Here is a 26607-nt window from a genome sequence, read left to right on the forward strand (position 1 = left end):
GCTTGGTTGCAGTCGCTTGGTCGGACGCCGGCCACCGCCGGCTGCTTTGCATGGGGTTGTTTTCGATATTTTGGCCGTGCGCCCCTGCGGACGGCTATCAGTCCACCGTTACGGGCCGCCCTGCGCGACGTACTCCCGCCACCCCTTGGCCCGCAGGCTGCAGGCCGGACATTCGCCGCAGCCATAGCCCCAATCGTGCTGCGCGCCACGTTCGCCGAGATAGCAGGTGTGCGAGTGCTCGCGGATCAGGTCGACCAGCCCGGCTCCGCCGAGCTCGTGCGCAAGCCGCCAGGTCGCGGCCTTGTCGAGCCACATCAGCGGCGTGTGCAGCTCGAAATCCCTGGCCATGCCGAGATTGAGCGCGGACTGCAATGCCTTGATGGTCTCGTCGCGGCAATCCGGGTAGCCGGAATAGTCGGTCTCGCACATGCCGCCGATGATGTGGCGGATGCCGCGCCGATAGGCCAGCGCCCCAGCGAAGGTGAGGAACACGAGGTTGCGGCCGGGCACGAAGGTGTTCGGCAAGCCGTCCGCGCCCATTTCGATCGCGACGTCGCGGGTCAGCGCGGTGTCGGAAATCTCCGACAGCGTCGGGATATCAAGCGTGTGGCTGTCGCCGAGTTTCGCAGACCATTCCGGCCGGACCCGCCTGATCCCGGCCAGCAGCTGGTCCCGGCAATCGAGCTCGATCGCGTGCCGTTGGCCGTAGGTGAAGCCGAGCATCTCGACGCGGGCAAAGCGCGACAAGGCCCAGGCAAGGCACGTGGTGGAATCCTGGCCGCCGGAAAACAGCACCAGCGCAGTGTCGGAAGTGTTCTGATCGGTCATGGAACGCGATTTAGCACCTGACGGCGCCGTGGCCAATCCGTGGACAGCGTCGCGATTCCGGCGTGTTTTACTGGGATCGGGAGGGGTGTTTTGGCATAAAGCCAATACCTCTTTGATGCCGGTGCCCCATGACCCCATCCCGCGACATTTCCCGCCTGATCGAGATCATGGCTGCGCTGCGCACGCCGGAGACCGGCTGCCCATGGGACCTCGTGCAGAATTTCGAGACCATCGCGCCCTACACGATCGAGGAGGCCTATGAGGTTGCGGATGCGATCACGCGCGGTGATCTCGACGATCTGCGCGAGGAGCTCGGCGACCTGCTGTTGCAGGTGGTCTATCACGCCAGGATGGCCGAGGAGCAGAACGCGTTCGCGTTCGGCGATGTGGTCGAGGCGATCACCAGGAAGATGATCCGCCGTCATCCGCACGTCTTCGCCGACAAGGACGGCAATATCCAGCCGGCCGGCGTCAAGAGCGCCTGGGAGCGGATCAAGGCCGAGGAGAAGGCCGAGCGCGCCGCGCGGCGGCCGCCCGAAGAGACTGCGCACAAATCGCTGCTGGCGAGCGTGAAGGCGGGCCTGCCTGCCCTGACGCGCGCGATGGAGTTGCAGCGCAAGGCATCCACCGTCGGCTTCGACTGGAACGACCCGCGCGCGGTGCTCGCCAAGATCCGCGAGGAGGCCGACGAGATCGAGGCCGCGCTCGACCGCAAGGACAAGGCGGAGATCGCGGAGGAAACCGGCGACCTGATGTTCGCGCTGGTCAACCTCGCCCGCCACGTCGACGCCGATCCGGAAGCGGCGCTGCGTGCGACCAACGCCAAGTTCGAGCGGCGCTTTGCCTATATCGAGAAGGCGCTGGCGGCGCAGGGGCGTTCGCTGGAGGGGGCATCGCTGGAGGAGATGGACGCGTTGTGGAATGAAGCGAAGAGCGCAACCCTGGCTGTCGTCCCTGCGAAGGCAGGGACCCATACCGCGTGATCTAACGGTGACTGACGGTGTCAGTCCCGCGCGAGTCACCGGCAGCTGAAGTTTTTGTGTGAAACTGCGACCAAGCGCAATAATGATGGCCGGTGGTTATGGGTCCCTGCCTTCGCAGGGACGACATCGAAAATGTGGATGGGCCGCGTCAAAACACGCAATCCCCTCGCCTCACAACAGCGTCCCGCGCAGGATCACCGCGGCAACGCCGAAATAGATCACGAGACCTGTAACGTCGACCAGTGTCGCGACGAACGGTGCCGACGCGCTAGCCGGGTCGAAGCCGATGCGCTTGAGGATGAAGGGCAGCATCGAGCCGCACAGCGATCCGAACGTGACGATGCCGATCAGCGCGGTGCCGACGGTCGCTGCGACGAGCACCCAATGCGGGCCGTAGTCGAACAGGCCGAGCGACTGCCAGAGCGTGATCCTGACGACGCCGATCAGGCCGAGAATGGCGCCGAGCACGATGCCTGTCGGCAATTCCCGCACGGCGACACGCCACCAGTCGCGCAGCCGCACCTCGTGCAGCGCCAGCGAACGGATCAACAGCGAGGTTGCCTGGGAGCCGGAATTGCCGCCCGAACTCATGATCAGCGGGATGAAGAGCGTCAGGACGATCGCCCTCTCGAGCTCACTCTGGTACGACTGCATTGCGGTCGCGGTCAGCATTTCCGACAGGAACAGTGCGCACAGCCAGCCGGCGCGCTTCTTGATCATCTCGCCGAAACCGATCCGCAAATACGGCTCGTCGATCGCTTCCATGCCGCCGAACTTCTGGGCGTCCTCGGTCGATTCCTCGACGATGGCGTCGATGACGTCGTCGACCGTGACGATGCCGAGGATATGGCCGGGGCCGTCGACGACGGCGACGGCGAGCAGGTCGTAGCGCGAGATCAGCCGCGCCGCCTCCATGCGGTCGGCCTCCGGCGAGATCATCAGCGGCTTCCGCGCCGGCGCCGCGGTCAGCACATTGGCGTGCGGATCGCCCGAGATCAGGCGACGCAGCGGCACGGCCTGGATCAGGGTCTTCTTGATCGGGTCGATCACGAAGATCGAGTAGACGGTCTCGCGGGTGCGCTCGACCATCCGGATGTGATGCAGGACCTCGGCGATGGTCCAGCTCGAGGGTACGCTGACGAACTCGGTCGTCATGATGCTGCCGGCGCTGCGCTCGGGATAGGCCAATAGCCCGGAGATGACGTTGCGGGTCTCCGGATTGAGCCCGTTCAGCAGCGTGGTGCGCAGCGGCTCGACCAGCTCCTTGAAGATATCGGCGGCACGGTCGTCGGAGACGCCCGACAGCAGCGAGACCGCGGTATCTTTCGGCAGCTCGACGAGGATCTCGCAGGTGTTGTCGAGCCCGGGCAGGTCAAGCACCTCGATCGCCTTCTCGGCCGGCAGCGATCGCAGCAGCTTCGCGGCATCCGCGGGCTCGCGGGCATTGAGCGCCTCGACGATTTCGGGCGCCCGCTCCTGGGCAAGATCACCGCTCTGGCCGGCGAGCGTCTCTCTCGTGATGGTTTCGCTGGTGTCCTGCATCGATCCGCCTCGGCTTTGCGTTCTGCAGCGCAATGAACCAAGGCGGCGCGGATTTCAAACAGAAAGTGCGACGCCGCGTCGCAGGCATATCGGCGCCCGCAACGTCACGGCATCGTCATATTTCGGAAGATTGCAGGGCCCGTATTCGAGGGCTTACGCCTCGTGGGGGACGGCGGCGAACCGGCTCATCACGATGTCGCGCTTGGTCTCGTCGACGCGCACCGTCATGTCGAAGCGCTCGCCATGCAGCTCCTTGTTCAGAACCTCGGCATTGCGGTGCAGCCAGCTAATGCCGGCGCCATCGGAGGCGTCGATCGAAAGATTGAGCGTCGAGCGCTTGGCCGCGAGGCGATCCTCGATCGCGGCGAGCAGCGCATCGATCCCCTCGCCTGCTGCGGCCGAAACCAGGAAGCATGGCCGCTCCGGCGGACGGCGCGCGGCGATATTGCGCAAATTGTCCCGCTCCTCGGGATCGAAGCGGTCGATCTTGTTCCAGACCTCGATGATGCGCTGGCCACCGTCGGCATCGGGATCGATGCCGAGCTGGCGCAACACCGCCTCGACGTCGCGCTCCTGCGCCTCCGCGTCCTCATGGGAGATGTCGCGGACATGCAGGATGATGTCGGCTTCCAGCACCTCTTCCAGCGTGGCGCGGAACGCGGCCACCAGCTGGGTCGGCAAATTGGAGATGAAGCCGACCGTGTCCGACAGCATCGCCTTGCCGCCATGCGGCAGGTTGAGCGCGCGCAGGGTCGGGTCGAGCGTCGCAAACAGCATGTCCGCGGCCTGCACGTCGGCGCGGGTCAGGCGGTTGAACAGCGTCGATTTGCCGGCATTGGTGTAGCCGACCAGCGCCACCACGCGATACGGCACGCGCTGGCGGCCGGCGCGATGCAGCCGCCGCGTCGCCTGCACCTTCTTCAACTCGCCTTCGAGCTTGGTGATACGCTCGCTGATCAGGCGGCGGTCGGCCTCGATCTGGGTCTCGCCGGGGCCGCCCATGAAGCCGAAGCCGCCGCGCTGGCGCTCGAGATGGGTCCAGGACCGCACCAGACGGCTGCGCTGGTAGTTGAGATGCGCGAGCTCGACCTGCAACGCGCCTTCCTTGGTCTTGGCGCGGCGGCCGAAGATTTCCAGGATCAGGCCGGTGCGGTCGAGCACCTTGGTGCTCCAGGCCTTCTCGAGATTGCGCTGCTGGATCGGCGACAGCGCGCAATCCATCACCACGAGCTCGACCTGGTTGCTGGCGACGAGGCCGTTGATCTCCTCGACCTTGCCCTTGCCGAGGTAGGTTGCGGGCCGGATCTGGCTGATCGGCGCGATCACGGAGTCCACCACCGTGAGGTCGATCGCACCAGCGAGGCCGGCGGCTTCCTCGATCCGCGCTTCATAGTCGCGGACAGACGAATCTGTTTGCGCATCGCCGTCGCCACGGCGCGTGCGCAGGTACGGGCCGATGACGATCACCCGCCCGGTGCTGCCGTCCCCCGCCGACCGTGCACGGTCGGCGCCCCCTTCACGATTGAAGGGTTCCAATCAGTTCACTCTCAAGCCGGTGCGTCCTCACCACCTTCGAACAACTGAATCGGAGCTCCGGGCATGATGGTCGAGATCGCGTGCTTGTAGACCAGCTGCGAGTGACCATCGCGCCGCAGCAGCAAGCAGAAATTGTCGAACCATGTGACAATGCCCTGCAGCTTTACTCCGTTGACCAGAAATATCGTCAGTGGCGTCTTGGTTTTACGAACGTGATTAAGGAAGGTGTCTTGTAGATTTTGTGCGCGGTCTGCCGCCATTGTTTTTGTCCCGCAAGCTTGTGCTTCTTTTTATTGAACCGGTTGTTGCTCTCTGACGGAGCCTCCTCCGGCTGCCCACCTGCCACGAGATCCCCCTCCGGCAGGCATAGCGGTAGGATTAGAGGCTACGCGCGGTTTTTAGGCAAGCCAGTTCGCGGTGCAGTCGGTAGGAACACGGTGGCAATTCTAAGAAAGTGCGGGGAAAGAGACGAATATTCTCGTGGAGAGTGGATAAATCCCCGGTTGTACCGGCCCCGCCCTCGCCCCGCTGATCGATCCAAACCGCCCCGAGAGCCGCCTGTCGGCTCCCCGGCGGGGTGACCGCAGGGGCTTCGCTCCGAGCCGCCGGCGGACCTGCCGGCCTGCCGCGCCGGGGTCAGCCGACCCCAAGCGCCTTCAGCTTGCGATGCAGCGCCGAGCGCTCCATGCCGACGAACTCCGCGGTGCGCGAGATATTGCCGGAGAAGCGGCTGATCTGGGCGATCAGATAGTCGCGCTCGAACACCTCGCGCGCCTCGCGCAACGGCAGGCCCATGATGTGCTCGCCATTGTTGGAGGTCGGCATCGCCGGCACCATCGAGCCGACGTCCTGCGGCAGCATGTCGGCGGTGATGATCGCCTCCGGCCCGCCGCCGGCGAGGATCATCACGCGCTCGACATTGTTGCGGAGCTGGCGGACGTTGCCTGGCCAGACATGCGACTGCAGGACCGCCATCGCGTCCTGCCCGATCTGCCGCTTCGGCAGGCCGGTGGCGGCCGAGATCTGGTCCATGAAATAGTCGATCAGCTCGGGGATGTCCTCGCGACGCTCCGACAGCGGCGGCACCCGGATCGGCACCACCGAGAGGCGATGATAGAGGTCCTCGCGGAAGCGGCCTGCGGCGATCTCCTCCTCGAGATTGCGCGCGGTCGAGGAGATGATGCGGACGTCGACATGGACTTTGCCGGTGCCGCCCTGGCGCTGGAAGGTCTGATCGACCAGCACGCGCAGAATCTTGTTCTGGGTCTCGCGCGGCATGTCCGCGATCTCGTCGATGAACAGCGTGCCGCCATGCGCCTCCTCGAGCGCGCCGGCCTTGCGCTGCTGCTCGCCGTTCGATCCCTCGATGCCAAACAGCTCGATCTCCATGCGCTCCGGCGTGATCGCGGCCGCATTGATCACCACGAACGGCCCCTCGGCGCGCCCGGAGGCATGGTGCAGCGTGCGCGCGGCAAGCTCCTTGCCGGCGCCGGAGGGACCGACGATCAGGATGCGGCTGTTGGCCTTGGCGGCGCGATCGATGGTCTGGCGCAGCTGGTTCATGCAGGCCGAGCGGCCGGTCAGGACGCTCGCCGCCGGAGCCAGCTGCTTGAGCTCCTTCACCTCGCGCTTGAGCCGCGAGGTCTCCAGCGCCCGGGTCGCGACCAGGATCAGCCGGTCCGACTTGAACGGCTTCTCGATGAAGTCGTAGGCACCGCGCTTGATCGCGGCGACCGCGGTCTCGATGTTGCCGTGGCCCGAGATCATCACGACGGGCAGATCGGCATTGTCCTTCTTGATCTGCTCGAGCAACTGCAGGCCGTCGAGCTTGGAGCCCTGCAGCCAGATGTCGAGGAAGACAAGGTTGGGCCGGCGGTTGGCGATCTCGGCGAGCGCCGAGTCGCTGTCGCGCGCGGTGCGCGTGGAAAAGCCCTCATCGTCCAGAATACCCGCAACGAGGTCGCGAATGTCAGCTTCGTCGTCGACAATCAGAATGTCACTTGCCATGGGTTACACCTGCCTTGTCAGTCGCTCGTCGCGGCTTTGAATTTTGGCTTTTGCGCATTTGGCTCTTGATTGTTTGGCCCTTGATCAGCGGGATATCGGATAGGTTCTTGGATTGGTTCTTGGGTCGGTTCTTGGATTTTTGGTTCATTGTTGGTCGCTTGTGCCGGGCCGTTGGTCGGCTCCTCCGGCGGATTTTTTTCACGGTCCGGTTCGGTCTTGTCCGGTTTGACGTCCGGTTTTTGGTCCTTGCTTTCGGGCTTGTTCTCCGGCTTGGCCGCCTGGCCCGTGACGGCAAAGCGCAGCCGCATCCAGGCGCCGCGCTGGCCGTCGCGGAAATCGGAGGCATCCTTGAGCTCGATGCGGCCGCCATGGTCCTCCAGAACGCGGCCGACGATCGCCAGGCCGAGGCCGGTGCCCTTCGCCCGGGTCGTGACATAGGGCTCGAGCAGGCGCGCGCGGGCGACCTTGGGCAGGCCGATGCCGTTGTCGACCACGTCGATCAGGATGTCGTCGTTCTCGCGCTGCGCCACGACGTCGATGCGGCCCTTGCCGAGTTCCTCGCGCGGCACCTGCTCGATCGCCTCGGTGGCGTTCTTGATGATGTTGGTCAGCGCCTGCGAGATCAGCCGGCGGTCGAACTGGGCGGGCAGCGGCGACTGCTTGATGTCGGCCTCGATGTCGAGATCGGGATGGGCGACCTTCATCAGGAACACCGCCTGGCGCACCACGTCGGCGACGTCCTCACCTTCCATCACCGGCTTCGGCATCCGCGCAAAGCGCGAGAATTCGTCGACCATCCGCCTGATGTCGTCGACCTGGCGCACGATGGTATCGGTGCACTGCTCGAAGATCGACTTGTCCTTCTCCTCGGTGATGGTCTTGCCGAACTTGCGGCGGATGCGCTCGGCGGAGAGCTGGATCGGGGTCAGCGGGTTCTTGATCTCGTGGGCGATGCGGCGGGCGACGTCGCCCCAGGCCGAGGTGCGCTGCGCCGACACCAGCTCGGTGATGTCGTCGAGTGTGATGATGTAGCTGTCGCGCGACTGGCTGGTCTGCTCGGCCGAGACGCGGACCGACAGATTGCGCTCATGGCCGTCGCGCAGGATCGTGACCTGCCCCTGCACCAGGCGCTGCGTTCCCTCGCGCGCGGTTTTCATCATCTCGTCGAGCTCGGGCAGCACGTCCGAGAGCGGATGGCCGAGCGTCTCCGATTCGGCGTGCCCGATCAGCTTCTCCGCCGAGCGGTTGAGGACGCCGATGGTGCCTGAGGCGTCGACCCCGATGATGCCGGCAGAGGCCGACGACAGCACCGCTTCGATGAAGCGGCGGCGGCTGTCGATGGTCTCGCTGGCGTCGACCAGCTCGTTGCGCTGGGTGCGCAGCTCCTGGGTCATCTTGTTGAAGATTTCGCCGAGCAGCGCGAGGTCGCTTTCCGACTTGTTGACCGGCACCTGGACATTGAGGTTGCCGGTCGAGACCTCGCTCGCCGCGCCCATCAGCTGGCGGATCGGCGACACCAGCCCGTTGGCGAAGTTCAGCCCGATCAGCACCGAGGCCATCAGGATGGTCAGCGCGATCACCGCGAACATCAGCGCGAACGCGACCTGGATGCCGAGCCTGCGGGTCTCGAGCTGGGCATATTCGGCCGCGCTGGTCTGGGTCTGCTTGAGCTGGGCCACCACCGCCGGATCGAGCAGTCGCGCCACATACAGGAACATGTCGTCATAGGCCCGCAGGCGGACCACGGAGGCGACGTAGTTCTCCGGAAAGACCGAGATCTTCGGCTCGGTCTCGTTGATGTCCTTCAGGATGTCGGGCGGCGGCGCCTCGTAGTTCAGGCGAACGCCGGTCTCGGCGCTGGCGACGATCTTGCCGTCCTTGTCCATCAGCACCGCGACCGGAAGATTGCGCGACTCGGCGCCGGCCGTCATCAGCTGCAGGAACGTCATGCGATCCTGGTCGTAGAGCGGCCGGGCATGGGCGAGGTCATTGGCCATCGCCAGCGTGTCGCCGTTGATGAGCTGGGCGTGCTCCTGCATGTAGGCACTGGCGATGGTCAGCGAATTCTGGATCACCTGCTTGGTGGGACCCGAGAACAGCCGGTCGAGGCCGCGCTCGATGGTGACGTTGGCGACGATCGACACCAGCACGGCGGGCAGCACCGCGATCACCGAGAACAGGCCGACAATCTGCACATGCAGCCGCGCCGCCGCCCGGCCGCGCCGCCTCGCCTGCACCATCTGCCAGACTTCCCGGACGATGATGCCGACCAGCAGCAGGATGGTGCCGGCATTGATCATCAGGAAGGAGCGGACCACCTCGGACGTGGGCTCGATCGGGGTCAGCCCGGTCAGCACCACGAAGGTCAGGAAGGCGGACAGCAGCGCGATGGCCACGGCAAACGGCGCCAGCCAGCGCCGCAGCGGGAAGCCCCGCGCCTCTGCATTGGGCTCGGCCGACGGGGCGCGTAATGTTGAAGCGGTGGTCTCTGCGCTGGTCATACCGGCAATTGAGCTGAGAGCGATCGCCCGCGGGAATTGCGAACTGATGCAATCATATCACAATGTTGCCGAATTGCGACATTTCCGCGGCGCAAACCCCTGGTGCGGCGCCGTGTCCCCAAAACCATTTGTGACTACTCAATAACGGTAGCGAGCTTGAAGCGAGGCTCGCGCCCCGCCCTGGCAGCCCTAGCCGCCGCTCCGGTAGACCTGGATGTCGAGGTCGCGGATCTTCTTGCGCAGCGTATTGCGGTTCAACCCGAGCAGGTCGGCGGCCCGGATCTGGTTGCCGCGAGTCGCCGCCAGCGCGGCGGTCAGCAGCGGGATCTCGATCTCCTTGAGGATGCGGTGGTAGAGGCCCGGCGGCGGCACGCCGTTCGGGAAGCCGGAGAAGTGCGAGGACAAATAGGCTTCGACCGCGCCGCCGAGATTGTCGACGCCGACGGTCGCCGTGCTGCCCGAGGTGACCGCGGGCGGCGCCAGCTCGCCGTCGATGACGGAAGACGTGATGACGTCCTGCGGATAGAGGGCGGCGAGCCGCCGCGCGAGGTTTTCCAGCTCGCGGACGTTGCCCGGCCAGCGGTGCTGCTTGAGCCGCTCCAACGCCTGGGCGTCGAGCTTCTTCGGCGGCAGGCCGTCCTTCTCGGCGAGCGAGAAGAAGTGCCTGATCAGGTCGGGCAGATCCTCGATGCGCTCGCGCAGCGGCGGCAGCCGCAGCGGCACCACGTTGAGGCGGAAGAACAGGTCCTCGCGGAACAGGCCCTGCTGGATCAGGATGCGCAGGTCCTTGTTGGAGGCGGCGACGATGCGGACGTCGGTCTTGATCGGGGTGCGGCCGCCGACCGTGGTGTACTCGCCCTGCTGCAGCACGCGGAGCAGCCGGGTCTGCGCCTCCATCGGCATGTCGCCGATCTCGTCGAGGAACAGCGTGCCGCCCTCGGCCTGCTCGAAGCGGCCGGAGGCGCGGGTGTTGGCGCCGGTGAATGCGCCGCGCTCATGGCCGAACAGCTCCGATTCGATCAGGTCGCGCGGGATCGCCGCCATGTTGACCGCGACGAACGGGCCGTTGCGGCGCCGCCCGTAGTCGTGCAGCGCGCGCGCGACCAGCTCTTTGCCCGTGCCGGATTCGCCCGAGATCATCACGGTGAGGTCGGTCTGCATCAACCTCGCCAGCACGCGGTAGATTTCCTGCATCGCCGGCGAGCGGCCGACCAGCGGGATCGAGTCGAACTCGCCGTCGTCGGCAGGGCTGGAGACCCGCTCCTTCGGCTCGGCCAGCGCGCGGCCGACGATGGTGATCAGCTCCTTCAGGTCGAACGGCTTCGGCAGATATTCGTAGGCGCCGCGCTCGGAGGCGCGGATCGCGGTCATGAACGTGTTCTGCGCGCTCATCACGATGACCGGCAAATTCGGCCGCATCTTCTTGATCCGCGGCAAGAGATCGAACGCGTTCTCGTCGGGCATCACGACGTCGGTGATGACGAGATCGCCCTCGCCTTGGCTGACCCAGCGCCACAGCGTGGCGGCATTGCCGGTGAGGCGAACCTCATAGCCGGCGCGCGACAGCGCCTGGTTCAGGACGGTCCGGATGGCGGTGTCGTCGTCAGCGACAAGTATGCTACCTGCAGGCATTGGTGTTCCTCATCGTGCATCCTGAGAGGCAGGCGAGGACGTACCCGGAACGTCATCGCGGTTGCTTTGGTCGAGTTGCTTGGCGGCGCTGTACATCGGCATCAGCACGCGGAAAGTGGTTTTGCGCGGCTGCGACTCGCATTCGATGATGCCGCCGTGATCGCCGACGATCTTGGCGACCAGCGCGAGGCCGAGCCCGCTGCCGGTCTGCTTGGTGGTGACGAAGGGATCGAACAGGTTCGGCAGCAGGTCTTCCGGCACGCCAGAGCCGTTGTCCTTGACGCAGAATTCCAGCGGCAGCGAGACCCGCGATTTCTTGCCGGGCACCGACAGCCGCACGCCCGGCCGGAACGCAGTGGTGAGCTGGATCTCGGCATCGGTGCCGAGATCGGCCACCGCTTCGGCCGCGTTCTTCACGAGGTTGAGGAACACCTGGATCAGCTGGTCCTGGTTGGCCAGCACCGGCGGCAACGACGGATCGTAGTCCTCGATGAAGCGGACATTGCGGGCAAAGCCGGACTGCGCCAGGCGCTTCACATGATCGAGCACGGAATGGATGTTGACCGGACCGCGCGCCACCGGGCGGTCGTCGCCGAACACCTCCATGCGGTCGACCAGCGTCACGATGCGGTCCGCCTCGTCGCAGATCAGCCGCGTCAGGAGCCGGTCCTCGGAGGAGGCCTGCTGCTCCAAAAGCTGCGCTGCGCCGCGGATGCCCGACAGCGGGTTCTTGATCTCGTGGGCGAGCATCGCCGCCAGCGCGATCACCGAGCGCGCCGCGCTGCGGTGGGTGAGCTGCCGATCCATCTTGTCGGCGATGGTGCGCTCCTGCAGCATCACCACGATATGCCCGGGCCGCTCGGTCAGCGGCGCAACGTGCAGATCGACCTGGCGATCGCCGCCGATCCGCGGCGTGCCGAGATCGACCTTGTATTCGTTGACCGGCGAGCCGCTCGTCCGCACCTGCTCGATCAGCGCCAGCAGCGGGCTGCCGAACGGCACCAGCTCCTTCAGCGATTGCCGGCGCAGGAACTGGGTCGAGATCTCGAAGAAGGATTCGGCTGCGATATTGGCGTCGACGATCCGCCCGTCGGGTGCGACCAGCAGCACCGGATTGGGCAGCGCATTGAGAATGGCCTCCCCGTCAGTCGGCACCGGCCGGCGGAATTCCATGGCTGACGTCATGCGGCAGCACTCCAGGCAAAATCCTCGTAGGCGTCGGCAAGCGAGCGATGCACGCTGGACGGCTCTTCCGCGGTCAGGATGGCCTGCCGCCAGGCCTTCAATGTCGCGGCCGGCGCGCAGCTATAGGCCGCAGCAGCCTCCAGCGCCCAGCCCAGATGCTTGCGTGCATGCTTGAGCCCGATGCGCAGGCCATAGTGGCTGCAAACCTCGTCATAGAGCGCGCGAACGTGCTTGAGCTGCTCGGCGAGCGACGGCGCGGCCTCGGCGATCCCGGTCTCGAGGCGACGGCCGATCTGTCCCGGCAGCCAGGGCTGCCCCTGTGCGCCGCGGCCGATCATGACGGCGTCGGCGCCCGACATCTCGAGCGCACTGACAGCCTTGTCGAACGAGGTGATATCGCCGTTGACCACGACCGGGACGGTGACGGCGTCCTTGACCGCGCGCACCGCGTTCCAGTTCGCCTCGCCCTTGTAGAACTGGCAGCGGGTCCGGCCATGCACGGTGATCATCTGCACGCCGGCGTCCTCGGCGCGGCGCGCCAGTTCCGGCGCATTGAGCGAGCGGTCATCCCAGCCGAGCCGCATCTTCAGCGTCACCGGCACCTTGACCGCCGACAGCGTCGCCTCGATCAGCGTGATCGCGTGGTCGAGGTCGCGCATCAGGGCCGAGCCGGACTGGCCCCCGGTCACGTGGCGGGCCGGACAGCCCATGTTGATGTCGATGACGTCGGCGCCGGCGCCTTCGGCGATCCGTGCGCCCTCCGCCATCCAGTGGGTCTCGCAGCCCGCCAGCTGGACCACATGCGGCCCGACCCCGGCTGCCTCGCAACGCAGCTTCGACATCGGCTTGCCGTTCACCAGATCGTTGCTGGCGGTCATCTCGGAGACCACCAGGCCGGCGCCCAAAGTGGCAACGAGTCGCCGGAAGGGCGCATCGGTGATGCCGGACATGGGCGCGAGGAGAACCCGGTTGGCGACAGCAATATCGCCGATCTTCAATGGGTTACGAGGAGTACTTTGCACGCCGGTCACAGCCGTCTCGTCGTTCTGTCAGCCACGCCATTGCAGCTGACGTCGCCTATTCTGCGCACAATTCTTGTGCAGTCAAGGCTCATGCCTACGGTTTAGACATTCCTATCATCAGTGCAGGTGCACTGCAACAAAATCTGCTTTTCCCACAGTCATCGGCAAACGCTCTGTTTTTGCGCAGCGGTCATGCTAAGGGCTGTGCGCGGCGATCCTCGCCGTCCCCCTCATCCCCGATTCGTCTGTCACTGGTTCAAAATGCCGAAGCCTGAGCGTACCGCAGCCATCCTTGTCGCAGCCGGCCGTGGACTGCGCGCCGGCGCAGGCGGGCCGAAGCAATACCGGACGATCGGCGGACAGACGGTGATCTACCGCGCCATGGAGGCGTTCTCCGGACATCCGGACGTGTTTGCGGTGCAGCCTGTGGTCAATCCTGACGACACCGCGCTGTTCGATGAAGCAGTCGCAGGCCTCCGCCATCGGCCGCCGACGCCGGGCGGCGCGACCCGGCAGGCCTCGGTCCATGCCGGGCTCGAGGCGCTCGCAAGCGAAAAGCCGGACATCGTGCTGATCCACGATGCCGCGCGCCCCTTCGTCACATCAGCCGTGATCTCGCGCGCGATCGCCGCGGCCGGCCGGACCGGCGCTGCGATCCCCGTGATTCCCGTCACCGACACGATCAAGCTCACCGGCGATGCCGGCGACGTCGAGGCGACGCCGGAGCGCGCGCGCCTGCGGATCGCGCAGACGCCACAGGCTTTTCGCTTCGACGTAATATTGGAGGCGCATCGTCGCGCGGCGCGCGATGGCCGCTCCGATTTCACCGACGATGCGGCGCTTGCCGAGTGGGCGGGATTGACGGTTGCGACGTTTGAAGGTGATGCTGCCAACATGAAACTCACCACACCCGAGGACTTCGTGCGCGAGGAAGCGCGGCTCGCAAGCCAGCTCGGCGACATCAGAACCGGCACCGGCTACGACGTGCACGCCTTTGGCGACGGTGACCATGTGATGATCTGCGGCGTGCGCGTGCCGCACACGAAGGGATTCCTGGCCCATTCCGACGGCGATGTCGGGCTGCATGCGCTGGTCGACGCGATCCTCGGCGCGCTGGCCGACGGCGATATCGGCTCGCATTTCCCGCCGAGCGAGGCCAAGTGGAAAGGCGCCTCCTCCGACCAGTTCCTGAAATACGCGGTCGAGCGCGTCACCGCGCGTGGCGGACGGATTGCCAATCTCGAGGTGACGCTGATCTGCGAGCGGCCGAAGATCGGGCCCTTGCGCGACACCATGCGGGCGAAGATCGCGGAGATCTCCGGCGTCCACATCTCGCGCGTGGCAGTCAAGGCCACTACCAGCGAGCGACTCGGCTTCACCGGCCGCGAGGAAGGCATCGCGGCAACCGCGAGCGCCACGGTCCGTCTCCCTTGGGACGATAAAGGCTGGGACGATAAAGGCTGGGACGATAAAGGCCGGAGTGCCTGACATGGGCGGCAGCGACGCTCGTGCCCTCTCCCGCTCGCTGCTCGACCTGTGCCGGATGCGCAAGCTGACCATAGCGACCGCCGAATCCTGCACCGGCGGCCTGGTCGCGGGTGCGCTCACCGACATTCCCGGCTCTTCCGACGTGATCGACCGCGGCTTCGTGACCTATTCGAACGAGGCCAAGCGGGTCATGCTTGGCGTCAAGGCGGCGACGCTCGAAACGTTCGGCGCGGTGAGCAAGGAAACCGCGACCGCGATGGCGATCGGCGCGTTGGAAAAGGCCGGCGTCGACCTTGCGGTCTCGATCACCGGCATCGCGGGCCCTGGCGGTGCGACACCAGGCAAGCCGGTCGGCCTGGTGCATTTCGCCGTCGCCGCGCGCGACGGCCGCATCATTCATCGTGAACAGCGATTTGGCGCAATCGGCCGCAGCACGGTGCGGCAGCGCTCCGTGGTCGAAGCCTTGCGCATGCTGATGGAGCTTGCGCGCCCGCCGCAGGCCGCCAAGCCGCGTCGCGAGGCCGCCAGCCGGTTGCGGCCAAGGGTGGCCCGGTCGCCGCGGAGCCACGCTGCGAAACGCCGCCGGCCGCCGCGCGGATAGGCCCACCCCCAAAGTCGAGTGGCGCCACGGCCCGCCTTACACGGGCTTGTGTCAAGTGCGGCCCGGTGACGCTTACCTGAAATGGAACTTTGACGCGGCTTCGCCGCTTTATGTTGTTCCAACTCTGCTGTTTCGATTGTTCGTCCAACAGCAAAATCCCACAACAAGGAGAAAATGATGAAGTTGGGAACTTTGGTCGTGGCCGCCATCAGCGCTGGCGCCATGACGCTGTCGACTGTTGTGCCTTCGTCCGCCGCACCACTCGCTCCCGCGCGATTGCAGGATGAGCCTACCTCCGTCGAGCATGTGCAGTATCGGCACTGGCACGGTGGTCCGCGTTACGGCTATCGCGGCGGATACGGCTACCGCGGTGGTTACTATCGCGATCGTGGCAGTAACGGCGCGGCGATCATCGGCGGGCTGGCGGCCGGCGCGATCATCGGCGGCGCGATTGCGGCGAGCCAAGCCAAGGCCAACAACGACGCCTATTGCTCCCAGCGTTTCCGCACCTACGACCCGGCTTCGGGCACCTACATCGCATCCGGCGGCGTGCGGCGATCCTGCCCGTAAGTCGGCGAACGGTCTCCCGCATCATCCGTCGTGCCCGGCCTCGTGCCGGGCATTTGCGTTCCAGGGATGTAGACGAGACGGCTTCGCTACGTCGATAGCTGCGGCTTGCCGTAGACCTGATCCGCGCGCTTCTCGAACGCCGCGGCAAAGCGTGAAAATGCGGCGTCGAACATCGCGCCCATCAGCATCGCCAGCATCCGGCTCTTGAATTCGTAATTCAGGAAGAAGCCGACATCGCATTCGGTTTCCGACTTCGGCTCAAAACTCCAGCGATTCTCCAGATTGCTGAACGGGCCGCGCAGATATTCGACCAGGATCTTCAGATTGGGCCGATCGAGCGTCACCTTGCTGGTGAAGGTTTCCCGCACCAGCTTGAAGGACACGGTCATGTCCGCCACCACGACCTCGGTGCCGTCGTCCTTGGGCGTGCGCTGGCGGATCTTGAGCGAATGGCATAGCGGCACGAATTCGGGATAGCGCTCGACGTCGGCGACCAGATCGAACATTTGGGGTGCGGTGTGCCGGACCCGCCGCTTGCTTGAGAATCGTGGCATCAGTGGATACTCGCACGGTTTTGCCCGAGTGCGAGGCGCTTCAGATAATCATCCGCCTGCGCCCGATCGGTGAAGCAAACCAGCGATTGATCGGGCCGCAAGCCGGCAAAATACTCGATCAGCTTCGGCCGCTGCTGCCGGCGATAGGTCCAGACGTAGCGGAAGAATTCGAGATCGATCTTCTCAGGGCAGCCTTCCGCCATCTCCGGGCGGACCTGGCCATAGCTCCCGGCTATCCGCCTGAAGATACCGAGCATGCAGGTCGACCGCGGCAGGTCGAACCAGATGATCGTATCGGAGAGCTCCCGGCGCAATTGCCCTGCACCATGCCTCATGTAGTTCCCATCCATGATCCAGCGCGGCTCCTCGGCTGCTTCGGTCATGCGGCGCTCGAATTCGTCCCTGCCCGACTCGACCCAGCCCGGCTTCCAGAACAGCGCATCGATCGACACGGTCGGAATCCCTGTCATCGCGGACAGCCGCCGCGCAAAGGTCGACTTGCCGGATCCCGACGATCCCATCACCAGAACGCGCTGCATTGGTCCAGTCCAAGGTTCGCTCAAGGTTCGGTCAAGGCCCGATCAAGCAACGGCGCGTGACGGCGCCGGCTTACCGCCGTTTGCAAAAATCTAGCGGCCGCGGGCCGTGCGCGCCGCCTGCAGTTTGGCGAAATCCTCGCCGGCGTGATGCGACGAGCGCGTCAACGGGCTCGCCGACACCATCAAAAAGCCCTTGGTATAGGCGACGCGCTCGTAGCCTGCGAACTCGTCCGGCGTCACGTAGCGCATCACGGCGTGGTGCTTGCGGGTCGGCTGCAGGTATTGGCCGATGGTCAGGAAATCGACTTCGGCCGAGCGCAGGTCGTCCATCACCTGCAGCACTTCGTGCCGCTCCTCGCCGAGGCCGACCATGATGCCGGACTTGGTAAAGATAGTCGGGTCCATTTCCTTGACCCGTTGCAGCAGCCGGATCGAATGGAAATAGCGGGCGCCGGGACGGACCGTCAGATAGCGCGACGGCACGGTTTCCAGATTGTGGTTGAAGACGTCGGGCTTGGCCGCGACCACGCGCTCCAGCGCGCCGTCCTTGCGCAGGAAGTCCGGTGTCAGGATCTCGATCGTGGTGGTCGGGCAGCGCGCGCGGATGGCGCGGATGGTCTCGGCAAAATGCTCGGCGCCGCCGTCGGCGAGATCGTCGCGGTCGACCGAAGTGACCACGACATGACTGAGCCCGAGCTTGGCGGTTGCCTCCGCGACGTATTCCGGCTCGCTCGCCTCGAGCGCGCCGGGCATGCCGGTCTTGACGTTGCAGAACGCGCAGGCGCGCGTGCAGGTGTCGCCCATGATCATGAAGGTGGCGTGCTTCTTGTCCCAGCACTCACCGATATTGGGGCAGCCCGCCTCCTCGCACACCGTGACGAGGCCGTTCTCCTTCACGATCCGGCGCGTATCTGCATAGCCGCGCGTGTTCGGCGCACGAACGCGGATCCAGTCCGGCTTCGGCGGCGACACGGCATCCGGCCGGTTGACCTTTTCGGGGTGCCGCGGGCGGAGCTGAGTGGTGGAGATGGTATCGACGATGGTGACCATGGATGCCTGCAAGTCGCGGGAGCATGATCCAGGCAGATCAATGCTCCGAACCAAGGGCTTAGCTAATCGGTGTTGACGCGGCTCGCAACCCGCCCCGCGACCCTAGCAGACCTGCCCATATATTGGCAGTCTTGCGGCCCGTTCCATGCCGATTCCCACCTCAAAATGGCTCAAAAACCCCGATCCATCAGCGCGACCGCGCCGCGCCTCGGCAAGGCGCTGAAACGCTCCTTCTTCGATCGCAGCGTCCACGAGGTCGCCCCCGACCTGATCGGCGCGACCTTCCTGGTCGGCGGCGCCGGCGGCATCATCACCGAGGTCGAGGCCTATCATCACACCGATCCGGCGGCGCATTCCTACCGCGGGCCGACCCCGCGCAACCAGGTGATGTTCGGCCCGCCGGGCTTCTCCTACGTCTACCGCTCCTACGGCATCCATTGGTGCGTCAACTTCGTCTGCGAGGAAGCGGGCTCGGCCAGCGCCGTGCTGATCCGCGCGATCGAGCCGACCCATGGGCTCGCGGCGATGCGCAGGCGGCGCGGGCTGGAGGACGAGCGCGCGCTGTGCTCGGGGCCCGGCAAGCTCTGCGAGGCGCTCGGCATCACCATCGCGCACAGCGAATTGCCACTCGACCGCGCACCGATCGCGCTCCATGCGCGCCTGGAAATGCCCGAAATCATCACCGGGGTGCGGATCGGCATCACCAAGGCCGTCGACCTGCCCTGGCGCTACGGGCTGAAGGGATCGAAATTCCTCAGCAAGCGGTTTTGAGCACCACGGCGTTATCAGCTATGACGCCTTCTTCAACCGCTCGATCGCCTCGAGAATCTTGGCGCGGCGCTCCGCTGCTGCCGCGCGCTTTTCCTTCTCTTCCTCGACGAGCTCTTCCGGCGCGTTGGCGACGAACTTCTCGTTGGCGAGCTTGGCATCGACCCGCTTGATGTCGGCGTCGGCCTTGCCGAGCTCCTTCTCCAGCCGCGTGCGTTCAGCCGCGAGATCGATCACGCCCTTCAGCGGCAGCGCGACCGCTTCGCCGCGGACAAGGAGCTGCACCGCGCCTTCCGGCGGGTGATCGGCGAACGAGATATCCGACAATCGCGCGAGCCGCTTGATGGTGTCGTTCCAGCGCTGCGCGCGGTCCCGCGTCTCGTCGGAGGCGCCCGCGATCACCAGCGGCGTCAGTGTCGACGGCGGGATGTTCATTTCCGCCTTCACCGACCGCATCGCAGTGACGAGATCGACCACCCAGCCGATCTCGGCCTCGGCCGCAGGATCGCTGAACTCGTCGGCGTCGAGCACGGCAATGACAGGCGGAATGATCGGATCGACCACCGGACCGGCTGTCGCGATCGCGGCCAGCTGCTCGCCGGTCACGCCCGACTTGCGCGGCCAGGACGCCAGCACCAACAGGCCGTCGCGCTTTGCGGTCACCGCCCACAGCTCCTCGGTGATGAAGGGCATGAACGGATGCAGCAGCTTGAGGATCTCGTCGCGGGTCCAGGCGACCATGGCGCGGGTCTCGGCCTTGGCCGCACCTTCCTCGCCCATCAGCACGGGTTTCGCGAGCTCAAGATACCAGTCGCAGAACACGTTCCAGACGAAGCGGTAGATCGCGCCCGCGGCATCGTTGAAGCGATGATCCTCGATCGTCTCGGTGACCTCGCGGGTGACGCGCGAGGTTTCGTGCGCAATCCAGCGGTTCAGCGTCTCCTTTGCGCCCTTCGGATCGAAACCGTCCGGCTTGACGCACTCGTTCATCTCGGCGAAGCGGCAGGCGTTCCAGAACTTGGTCGCGAAATTGCGGTTGGTCTCGACCAGATGCGGCGACAGGCGGATGTCATGGCCTTGCGCTGCCTCGCGGGTCAGCGCGAAGCGCAGCGCGTCGGCGCCGTATTCGTCGATCACGCCGAGCGGGTCGATGACGTTGCCCTTCGACTTCGACATCTTGGCGCCCTTCTCGTCGCGGACGAGGCGATGGATGTAGACGGTCGAGAACGGCGCCTCCTTCATGAAATGGAGGCCCATCATCATCATGCGGGCGACCCAGAAGAAGATAATGTCGAAGCCGGTAACCAGCGTGTTGGTCGGGTAGTAGCGCGCGACCTCCGGCGTGTCGTCCGGCCAGCCCAGCGTCGAGAACGGCCACAGGGCCGACGAGAACCAGGTGTCGAGCACGTCCTCGTCACGCGTGATGAAGCCCTCGCGCTTGGCGGGGTCGACCGCCATGTCGTGGCCCTGCTCCGGCGTGATGATTTCCTGCTCGACGTAATAGCCGAGCGCGTGGCCGACCGCCTCTTCCTCGGTCTCGGCGACGAACACCTTGCCGTCGGGTCCGTACCACGCCGGGATCTGATGGCCCCACCAGAGCTGGCGCGAGATGCACCAAGGCTGGATGTTCTCCATCCACTCGAAATAGGTCTTTTCCCAGTTCTTCGGCACGAACGTGGTTTCGCCCGAGCGCACCGCCGCGATCGCCGGCTGCGCCAGCGTCTTGGCGTCGACATACCACTGGTCGGTCAGATACGGCTCGATCACGACACCGGAGCGGTCGCCATGCGGCACCATGTGGGTGTTGGGCTCGATCCGCTCGAGGAAGCCGAACTCCTCCAGCCTTGCGACGATCTTCTTGCGCGCCGCGAAGCGCTCGATCTTGTCAAACTCGGCGGCGAACTCGTCGGCGCCCATCGGCAGGCCGCGCAGATAATCCTCGTTGCCCACCAGGCTGAGGCTGCCTTCCTGGTCGAGCACGCTGATCTGCGGCAGGCCGTGACGCTTGCCGATCTCGAAGTCGTTGAAGTCGTGCGCAGGCGTCACCTTGACCGCGCCCGAGCCCTTCTCCGGATCGGAATAGTCGTCGGCGACGATCGGAATCCTGCGGCCGACCAGCGGCAGGATGACGTGCTGGCCGACCAGATCGGCGTAGCGCTCGTCGTCCGGATGCACCGCGACCGCGGTGTCGCCGAGCATCGTCTCGGGGCGCGTCGTCGCGACCACGATGAACGATTTCGGATCCTCGGGGCTGAAGCTGCGGCCCTCGATCGGGTAGCGCAGGTACCAGAGATGGCCCCTGACCTCGACCTGCTGCACTTCGAGATCGGAGATCGCGGTGAGCAGCTTCGGGTCCCAATTGACCAGGCGCTTGTCCTTGTAGATCAGGCCATCGCGGTGCAGCTCGACGAACACCTTGACGACGGCGCGCGACAGGCCCTCGTCCATGGTGAAGCGCTCGCGCGACCAGTCGCAGGAGGCGCCGAGACGCTTGAGCTGGTTGACGATGGTGCCGCCGCTCTCGGCCTTCCACTGCCAGACTCGCTCGAGGAACTTGGCGCGGCCCATGTCGCGCCGGCCCGGCTCCTGCCGTTCCATCAGCTGACGCTCGACCACCATCTGGGTGGCGATGCCGGCGTGATCGGTGCCGGGCTGCCACAGCACGTCGCGGCCGCGCATCCGCTCGAAGCGGCACAGGATGTCCTGCAGCGTATTGTTGAGCGCGTGGCCCATGTGCAGCGAGCCGGTCACGTTCGGCGGCGGGATCACAATGGTGAAAGGCGCGGCGTCCTTGCGTTCAGGCCGGCCGGCCTTGAACGCACCGCTCTCCTCCCAGATCCGGGCCATCCGGTGCTCGATATCGGCGGGCTGGTAGTTTTTCTCGATCATGACAATGCGCTGTGGACCATGGAAAGCGTTAGAAAGCCGCCGGAGCGCACCAAGTCAACCGGACCGGCACGTCAAATCGACGTTTAGGGCATTTGGGGAGCTGATTGAGGGCCGCCAGGCCCAACGGCGGGAGCCAGCTTCGCGCCGACTGCGGTGCTAGCGCCCGCGGCGGAGCTAACGCCCGCGGGATACCCGCTCGATCTCGGCCTTGACGATCCGCTCGACCAGCCCGGGCAGATTGTCGTCCAGCCAGGACTTCAGCATCGGACGCAGCATCTCCTTGACCAGATCCTCGAGCGTCCGCGCATTGTTGCTCAGCACCGTGTTGGCCAGCGAGTTGAAGGCCGACTCAACGGCCCGCATCGTGGTTCCCGAGATGATCTGCTGCATGGGCGCGGTCTCGATTGCCGGCGGCTCCCGGGCCGGTTCCGGCGCCCGGCTCCGCGCTTCCGTGAACTCGAGGTCGTCCTGCGGCTCGACCTTGCGGAACGACGGCGCGGCGGCCGGGTCCGGCAGCGCCATCTCGTCGGTGAGTTCGAACACGTCGGCTTCGGGCTGGGCCGCGGGCTGCGGCGACGGCCTGATCTCGGCTGCGGGCGTCGCCTCGTCGAGGCTGGCGAGCAGCGAGTCGATGTCGTCCTGACTGTTACTGGCCGCCGGTGCCGACGCAGGCGGCGGTGCTTTCGGCGCGGGCGCGGCGGCCTTCGCAGCCGGTGGCGCCGCGGGCGGCGGGCTCTTCATCGCGGGTTTGGCTGCTGGTGCTGGCTCGACCTTCGGCGCCGGCGCTGCAGCGGCGGCCGCAGGCTTCTCGACCGCGGCCGGCTTCGCCTCGTCGTCGGCAATGATGCGACGGATCGACGCCAGGATCTCCTCCATCGAGGGCTCTTGGACCTTCGCAGGTTGCGTCATCTCCGACTCCACATCGAAACGATTTTACATCAAGCCCGAGAGGATTCGCCGGTTCCGATGATGCGGGCGGAGATTTTGACTGCTCCCGCCCGACTTGTCCCCAGATCAAGCCCGCCCGAGGCTTTGTGCAAGCTTCGTGTCGCCCAATGCAGCGTGATCACAGGTGGCGTCGCACCTGTCATCACGCTACGCCGGCGCGCCGCGAATCGCCTTGCTGCCCGACAAAACGGTATGTCAGGCCAATTATCGAATGCAAGCAAACGCGCCTGTTTGTGATCCTGATTAACTCAGAACCACAAACATGACGCGACAAGCGATGATGATGCGAAGGTGTTTAGCGGCCGTCGGGCGTGCGCACGCCGGCCCAGTTGTCACGAACCTGTTGGTAATGCACGCTCGGATCGTAGACGTTGGTCGAAAGGCCGAGCACCTGCGGCGACAAGCGGCCAACCGCGCTCAGCACGTTATAGGACGCGACGACGCGGTCGTGCTGCGCGGTCACCAGCGCGTTGCGCGCGTTGACGAGCGCCTGCTGCGCGTTGAGCACGTCGAGCGTGGTCCGCTGACCGGCCTTGGCCTCTTCGCGCACGCCGTTCAGGGCGATCTCCGACGCGGTCACCTGCGCCTGTGCCGACGCCACCTGCGACTTGCCGGCGACCAGCTGGCCCCACGCGGTGACGACGTTGGCGCGCGCCTGATCGCGGGTCTGTTCGAGCACGAGGCGCTGCTGCGCCAGCGATTCCTTGGACTGGCGGATCAGCGAATATTCCGCACCGCCCTGGTAGAGCGGCACCGACAGCTGGACCGCCGTTCCCGCGCTGAATGCGCGCTGGCTGATCAGGGTCTGCTCGTATTGCTGCTGCACGGACGTTTGCAGGTTGACCGACGGGAACAGCGCACCCTCGCTGACCTTGACCTGCAGGAAGTTGACGTCGACGCCGTACATCGCCGAGGTGACGTTCGGATTCTGGGTCAGGCTGAGATCGACGGCGGAGGCAAGCGTCGTCGGCAGGAAGCGGTCGACCGGCGAGCCCGGCGCGAGATTCTGCGGCTCGTTGCCGATGATGCGGCGGAAATTCGATCGCGTCGTCGTCAGGTTCGATTCGGCGGTGAGCTGCTGGGTTTTGCCTGCCGCGAGCTGCGCTTCGGATTGCGCGACGTCGGTGCGCGTCACTTCGCCGACATTGAAGCGGTCCTGGGTCTGCTTCAGCGTCTGTTCCAGCACGCGCGTGTTGCTGCGCTGAACCTCGACGATGGCGGAGTCGCGGAGATAGTCCATGTAGATCGTGGCCGCGCTCAGGATCACGGTTTGCTCGAGCACACGCAGGCCCTCGCGCGCCGCCGAGACCTGGCTTTCCGCCGCGCGCACCCTGGGCGCGGTCTGCGCGTTGAACAGCGACTGGTTGACCGTGAGGCCTGCGCTGCGTGGGGCGTTGGCGCCATGGATTTGGGTGCGGACAAGATTGTTCGCGTCGCCACCCTGTGTCGTCAGCGTATCGGTGTATTGGTACCCCGCGCTTGCCGTCAGTGCGACTTTCGGGCGGTAGCCCGACAGTGCCTGCGGAACGTTCTCGTCAGTTGACCGCACCTGCGCGCGTTGCGCGTTCAGCTGGGGATTGTTTTGGTAGGACCGCACCAGCGCGGCCTCGATTGTATCGGCGAGTGCGGGCACGGGGCCCATCTCCGCCAACAGAAGGACGGCAGTCGCAGCCGCGGTGACAACCTTCACCCCACGCATCCCCGGAAATCCAATCATTGTAGTCGCCGTCTCCCACACGCAAATCAGTCCGGCGGTCGCTTCAGTCGAAGTGAGTCCCGCCTCACCTTAGTCCGCAGCTAGGCCCAACGGAACTACCCCGCAACGGAACACGGTCGAAACTCTTCACATGGGGCAAACGGGCCACACTTCTGATTCGGAACGGGATTTTATCAGCCAATGCGCCGCGATCACGGTTAGAAGACGAAGGCGGGAACTCGCTCGAATCCGGGTAAAACGGGGGCCGAGGCGTCGAACAGCTCGCGATGGCCGAAATCCCCGTGGGAGTGCGTCACCAGGGTGGCGCGCGGCGGCGGCAACAGGCCGAACACTCCGACCAGCCGGCCCCCCTCCTTGAGCTGGCCGAACAGCCCGGTCGGGACGATTTCCGTCGCACCATTGAGGATAATGACGTCAAACGGGGCGCCCGCGGCATCGCCGTCGGCGGCCGCGGCCGTTTTGACGGTGATATTCTGGATCCCGAGTTCGGCGAAAGTCGTATTCGCCTTTGCGGCAAGCGCCGGATCGCTTTCGGTCGCGCTGATCTCTGCGGCAAAGCGCGCCACGACGGCGGCGGCGTAGCCGGTCGCGCAGCCGACCACCAGGACCCGGTCGGTGGCCTTGATCTCGGCGGCCTGGAGCATCCGGGCGAGCAGCGCCGGCGTGATCAGGCAACGCCTGGTCGCACCGCCCTCGGCGACATCGAGGTCGAGGTCGAGGTAGGCCAGCGCCTGCTTGCTGGCCGGCACGAAGACCTCGCGCGGCACGGTCAGCATGGCATCGAGAATACGATCATCGGTCACGTCGCTCGGACGCACCTGACCATCGACCATATACTGGCGCGCGGTCGAAAAACCGGTCATTGGCGGAGACCCTGCAAGTTGCGGCATTGCCGCTGGAGAAGCTAGAACAGGGCCATCTTTTGGAACAAGCTCCGCCAAAACGCAACACGCCGTTGGCGGGCGAAACGTGCTCCCAAAACGGGCTCGCGGCTCCGTTTATTCGATCGTGACGGCAAGCCGGCCGATCAGGCGGGCCACTTCGTCGAGGTGCTCGGAATCATGCTCCTCGACAGCCTTCGCGAGTCGGCGGACGCATTCATCGTCACTGATGTCGGGGGCATCATTCGGAACGAGCGTCGGCTGCGGCATCGACAGGTCGATCAAGTTAATGGTCATCAAAATCACCTCTCAAGACCCGACGAAAGCAAGTGTTGAGGGTTATTGAGTCGATTTGACGACGTTTTCGGCCTGTCCGCTGCGGACCACGGGCTTGTGATGGCGATTTGGGGGATCGATGGGGCCAGACCAAACTGGCTCCCCGGGCTGGATTCGAACCAGCGACCATTCGATTAACAGTCGAATGCTCTACCGCTGAGCTACCGAGGAATAGGCGAACATCTGTTCGCGAGCGGGCAGCGTATAACAAAGCCTTTCGGCCTTGCAAAGAACCAAATGGCCCCTCACGCGAAACTTTAGCGCGCACGGTAAGCCTCTGCGATACAAGGGCTTACCTGTCGCCCGGCGTGCAACATGCCCAGCCCGCCGGCCCCCGCGCTCCTGCGGGCGCCTGGAAACACCGCCAGCGCGGCGGTCGCGCGGCGCCCGTGATTCTGTCAGGGGCGCGACGGCCCAGCTCCTCGCGCAAACGGGGTTGGCTACCGCCCGGCGATGGCAACGATGAACAGCGCAGTCGCGGCCAGCGAGGCGATGGTCCGCACGTGGTTCCAGAAGGTCCAGTCGGTCAGATAGCGCGCCCAAACCGACGCCGCCGACGTGCCCGCCGGGTCAGAGGCCGCAAGCTGATCGTTCAGCGGCACATTGAAGACGACGGTGACGACGAACATGCCGACCACGTAGAGGCCGCCGCCGCAAATCATCGCAACCGCGCCCGGCTCCTGCCATCTGAGCCCGCCGAGCACGACCAGCACGGCGCAGGACAGCGTGGTGCCGAGGAACACCGGCATGAACGGCGAGCGGACGATATCGACATTGATCGCGTTCATCGCCGAGATGCCGGCGGCCTGATCGATGCGGCCGAGCGCGGTCATGACGAAAGCCGAGAACGCGAAATAGAGCCCAGCGAGCAGGCCGCAGCCGAGCGCGGAAAACCAAAGCAAGCCCGAGGTCAGGATCTGGCGCATCGTTCCGCCTCCAAATGCGAGATATACTCGTATTTGTAAAATGCGATAAACTCTCGTATTAGGGCCGTCAACCCCGATCGCAGAGAGATGTCGAGACGAAAGGC

At 65.4% G+C, this 26607-nt stretch carries 23 protein-coding genes and 1 tRNA gene; 5 read left to right on the forward strand and 19 right to left on the reverse strand.

The genetic code is table 11. The features are described from left to right. Window positions 1-108: 108 nt before the first annotated feature. Window positions 109-828 (reverse strand): 7-cyano-7-deazaguanine synthase QueC, encoded by a 720-nt coding sequence (gene queC / locus ACVW1B_RS13940; protein ID WP_456821672.1) that lies wholly within the window; start codon window positions 826-828, stop codon window positions 109-111. A 128-nt stretch (window positions 829-956) separates the two neighbouring features. Here queC and mazG point away from each other — a divergent pair, with 128 nt between their 5' ends. Then, window positions 957-1811, forward strand: coding sequence for a nucleoside triphosphate pyrophosphohydrolase (gene mazG / locus ACVW1B_RS13945; RefSeq protein ID WP_456821673.1), 855 nt, complete (start codon window positions 957-959; stop codon window positions 1809-1811). A gap of 171 nt (window positions 1812-1982) precedes the next feature. On the opposite strand, the gene mgtE is transcribed toward mazG, so the two are convergent. The 8 genes from mgtE to dusB form a co-directional block, all read right to left on the reverse strand. Continuing rightward, window positions 1983-3353 carry a magnesium transporter gene (mgtE, locus tag ACVW1B_RS13950; RefSeq protein ID WP_456821674.1) on the reverse strand — a complete coding sequence of 457 codons (1371 nt, stop codon included), beginning with the start codon at window positions 3351-3353 and terminating at the stop codon, window positions 1983-1985. 153 nt (window positions 3354-3506) lie between these two features. Then, window positions 3507-4889, reverse strand: coding sequence for a GTPase HflX (hflX, locus tag ACVW1B_RS13955; RefSeq protein WP_456821675.1), 1383 nt, complete (start codon window positions 4887-4889; stop codon window positions 3507-3509). A gap of 11 nt (window positions 4890-4900) precedes the next feature. After that, on the reverse strand, window positions 4901-5149 hold the full coding sequence (gene hfq, locus ACVW1B_RS13960) for an RNA chaperone Hfq (RefSeq protein ID WP_006020546.1): 249 nt from the start codon (window positions 5147-5149) through the stop codon (window positions 4901-4903). Window positions 5150-5525: 376 nt separating this feature from the next. Next, window positions 5526-6896, reverse strand: a complete 1371-nt coding sequence (gene ntrX, locus ACVW1B_RS13965; RefSeq protein ID WP_028331957.1) for a nitrogen assimilation response regulator NtrX — start codon at window positions 6894-6896, stop codon at window positions 5526-5528. Between the two features lie 17 nt (window positions 6897-6913). Then, complete coding sequence (locus ACVW1B_RS13970; protein ID WP_456821676.1) at window positions 6914-9397, reverse strand: ATP-binding protein; 2484 nt, start codon at window positions 9395-9397, stop codon at window positions 6914-6916. Between the two features lie 189 nt (window positions 9398-9586). Continuing rightward, on the reverse strand, window positions 9587-11029 hold the full coding sequence (ntrC, locus tag ACVW1B_RS13975; RefSeq protein WP_050419700.1) for a nitrogen regulation protein NR(I): 1443 nt from the start codon (window positions 11027-11029) through the stop codon (window positions 9587-9589). A gap of 9 nt (window positions 11030-11038) precedes the next feature. Then, window positions 11039-12214: a two-component system sensor histidine kinase NtrB gene (locus ACVW1B_RS13980; RefSeq protein ID WP_026192783.1), complete on the reverse strand. Its 1176-nt coding sequence runs from the start codon at window positions 12212-12214 to the stop codon at window positions 11039-11041. Continuing rightward, window positions 12211-13212, reverse strand: coding sequence for a tRNA dihydrouridine synthase DusB (dusB, locus tag ACVW1B_RS13985; protein WP_456823027.1), 1002 nt, complete (start codon window positions 13210-13212; stop codon window positions 12211-12213). Before dusB ends, ACVW1B_RS13980 begins: the two co-directional genes overlap by 4 nt. 285 nt (window positions 13213-13497) lie before the next feature. Between dusB and ACVW1B_RS13990 the strand changes: the two genes are divergently transcribed. From ACVW1B_RS13990 to ACVW1B_RS14000, 3 genes are all read left to right on the forward strand, one after another. Continuing rightward, window positions 13498-14724, forward strand: a complete 1227-nt coding sequence (locus ACVW1B_RS13990) for a bifunctional 2-C-methyl-D-erythritol 4-phosphate cytidylyltransferase/2-C-methyl-D-erythritol 2,4-cyclodiphosphate synthase (RefSeq protein ID WP_456821677.1) — start codon at window positions 13498-13500, stop codon at window positions 14722-14724. Between the two features lies 1 nt (window position 14725). Continuing rightward, entirely contained in the window at window positions 14726-15325 is a 600-nt protein-coding gene (locus tag ACVW1B_RS13995) for a CinA family protein (RefSeq protein WP_038386736.1), read from the forward strand. A 174-nt stretch (window positions 15326-15499) separates the two neighbouring features. After that, window positions 15500-15895, forward strand: a complete 396-nt coding sequence (locus ACVW1B_RS14000) for a BA14K family protein (protein ID WP_456780504.1) — start codon at window positions 15500-15502, stop codon at window positions 15893-15895. A gap of 86 nt (window positions 15896-15981) precedes the next feature. On the opposite strand, the gene ACVW1B_RS14005 is transcribed toward ACVW1B_RS14000, so the two are convergent. From ACVW1B_RS14005 to lipA, 3 genes are all read right to left on the reverse strand, one after another. Continuing rightward, complete coding sequence (locus tag ACVW1B_RS14005; RefSeq protein ID WP_456780503.1) at window positions 15982-16449, reverse strand: type II toxin-antitoxin system RatA family toxin; 468 nt, start codon at window positions 16447-16449, stop codon at window positions 15982-15984. Continuing rightward, a complete protein-coding gene (locus ACVW1B_RS14010; protein WP_456821678.1) occupies window positions 16449-16988 on the reverse strand; it encodes a DNA topology modulation protein in 540 nt (179 codons plus the stop codon). The genes ACVW1B_RS14005 and ACVW1B_RS14010 overlap by 1 nt, the downstream gene beginning before the upstream one ends. Before the next feature lie 90 nt (window positions 16989-17078). Further along, window positions 17079-18038: a lipoyl synthase gene (lipA, locus tag ACVW1B_RS14015; RefSeq protein WP_038386732.1), complete on the reverse strand. Its 960-nt coding sequence runs from the start codon at window positions 18036-18038 to the stop codon at window positions 17079-17081. 165 nt (window positions 18039-18203) lie between these two features. On the opposite strand from lipA, the gene ACVW1B_RS14020 reads away from it, so the two are divergent. Then, on the forward strand, window positions 18204-18809 hold the full coding sequence (locus ACVW1B_RS14020; RefSeq protein ID WP_456780501.1) for a DNA-3-methyladenine glycosylase: 606 nt from the start codon (window positions 18204-18206) through the stop codon (window positions 18807-18809). A gap of 18 nt (window positions 18810-18827) precedes the next feature. Here the strand turns inward: ACVW1B_RS14020 and ACVW1B_RS14025 are convergent, their stop codons facing one another. The 7 genes from ACVW1B_RS14025 to ACVW1B_RS14055 form a co-directional block, all read right to left on the reverse strand. Continuing rightward, window positions 18828-21695, reverse strand: coding sequence for a valine--tRNA ligase (locus tag ACVW1B_RS14025; RefSeq protein WP_456821679.1), 2868 nt, complete (start codon window positions 21693-21695; stop codon window positions 18828-18830). A 174-nt stretch (window positions 21696-21869) separates the two neighbouring features. Continuing rightward, window positions 21870-22604 carry a DUF2497 domain-containing protein gene (locus ACVW1B_RS14030; RefSeq protein WP_456821680.1) on the reverse strand — a complete coding sequence of 245 codons (735 nt, stop codon included), beginning with the start codon at window positions 22602-22604 and terminating at the stop codon, window positions 21870-21872. Window positions 22605-22938: 334 nt separating this feature from the next. After that, a complete protein-coding gene (locus ACVW1B_RS14035; protein ID WP_028331944.1) occupies window positions 22939-24342 on the reverse strand; it encodes a TolC family outer membrane protein in 1404 nt (467 codons plus the stop codon). Between the two features lie 215 nt (window positions 24343-24557). Next, window positions 24558-25223 (reverse strand): protein-L-isoaspartate O-methyltransferase family protein, encoded by a 666-nt coding sequence (locus tag ACVW1B_RS14040; RefSeq protein WP_253608568.1) that lies wholly within the window; start codon window positions 25221-25223, stop codon window positions 24558-24560. Between the two features lie 135 nt (window positions 25224-25358). After that, window positions 25359-25538, reverse strand: coding sequence for a hypothetical protein (locus tag ACVW1B_RS14045; protein ID WP_028331942.1), 180 nt, complete (start codon window positions 25536-25538; stop codon window positions 25359-25361). 135 nt (window positions 25539-25673) lie between these two features. Then, window positions 25674-25748, reverse strand: a tRNA-Asn gene (locus ACVW1B_RS14050). A 269-nt stretch (window positions 25749-26017) separates the two neighbouring features. Beyond that, window positions 26018-26503: an anthrone oxygenase family protein gene (locus ACVW1B_RS14055; protein WP_229161046.1), complete on the reverse strand. Its 486-nt coding sequence runs from the start codon at window positions 26501-26503 to the stop codon at window positions 26018-26020. Window positions 26504-26607: the final 104 nt, after the last annotated feature.

The organism is Bradyrhizobium sp. USDA 4502 (assembly GCF_054063355.1).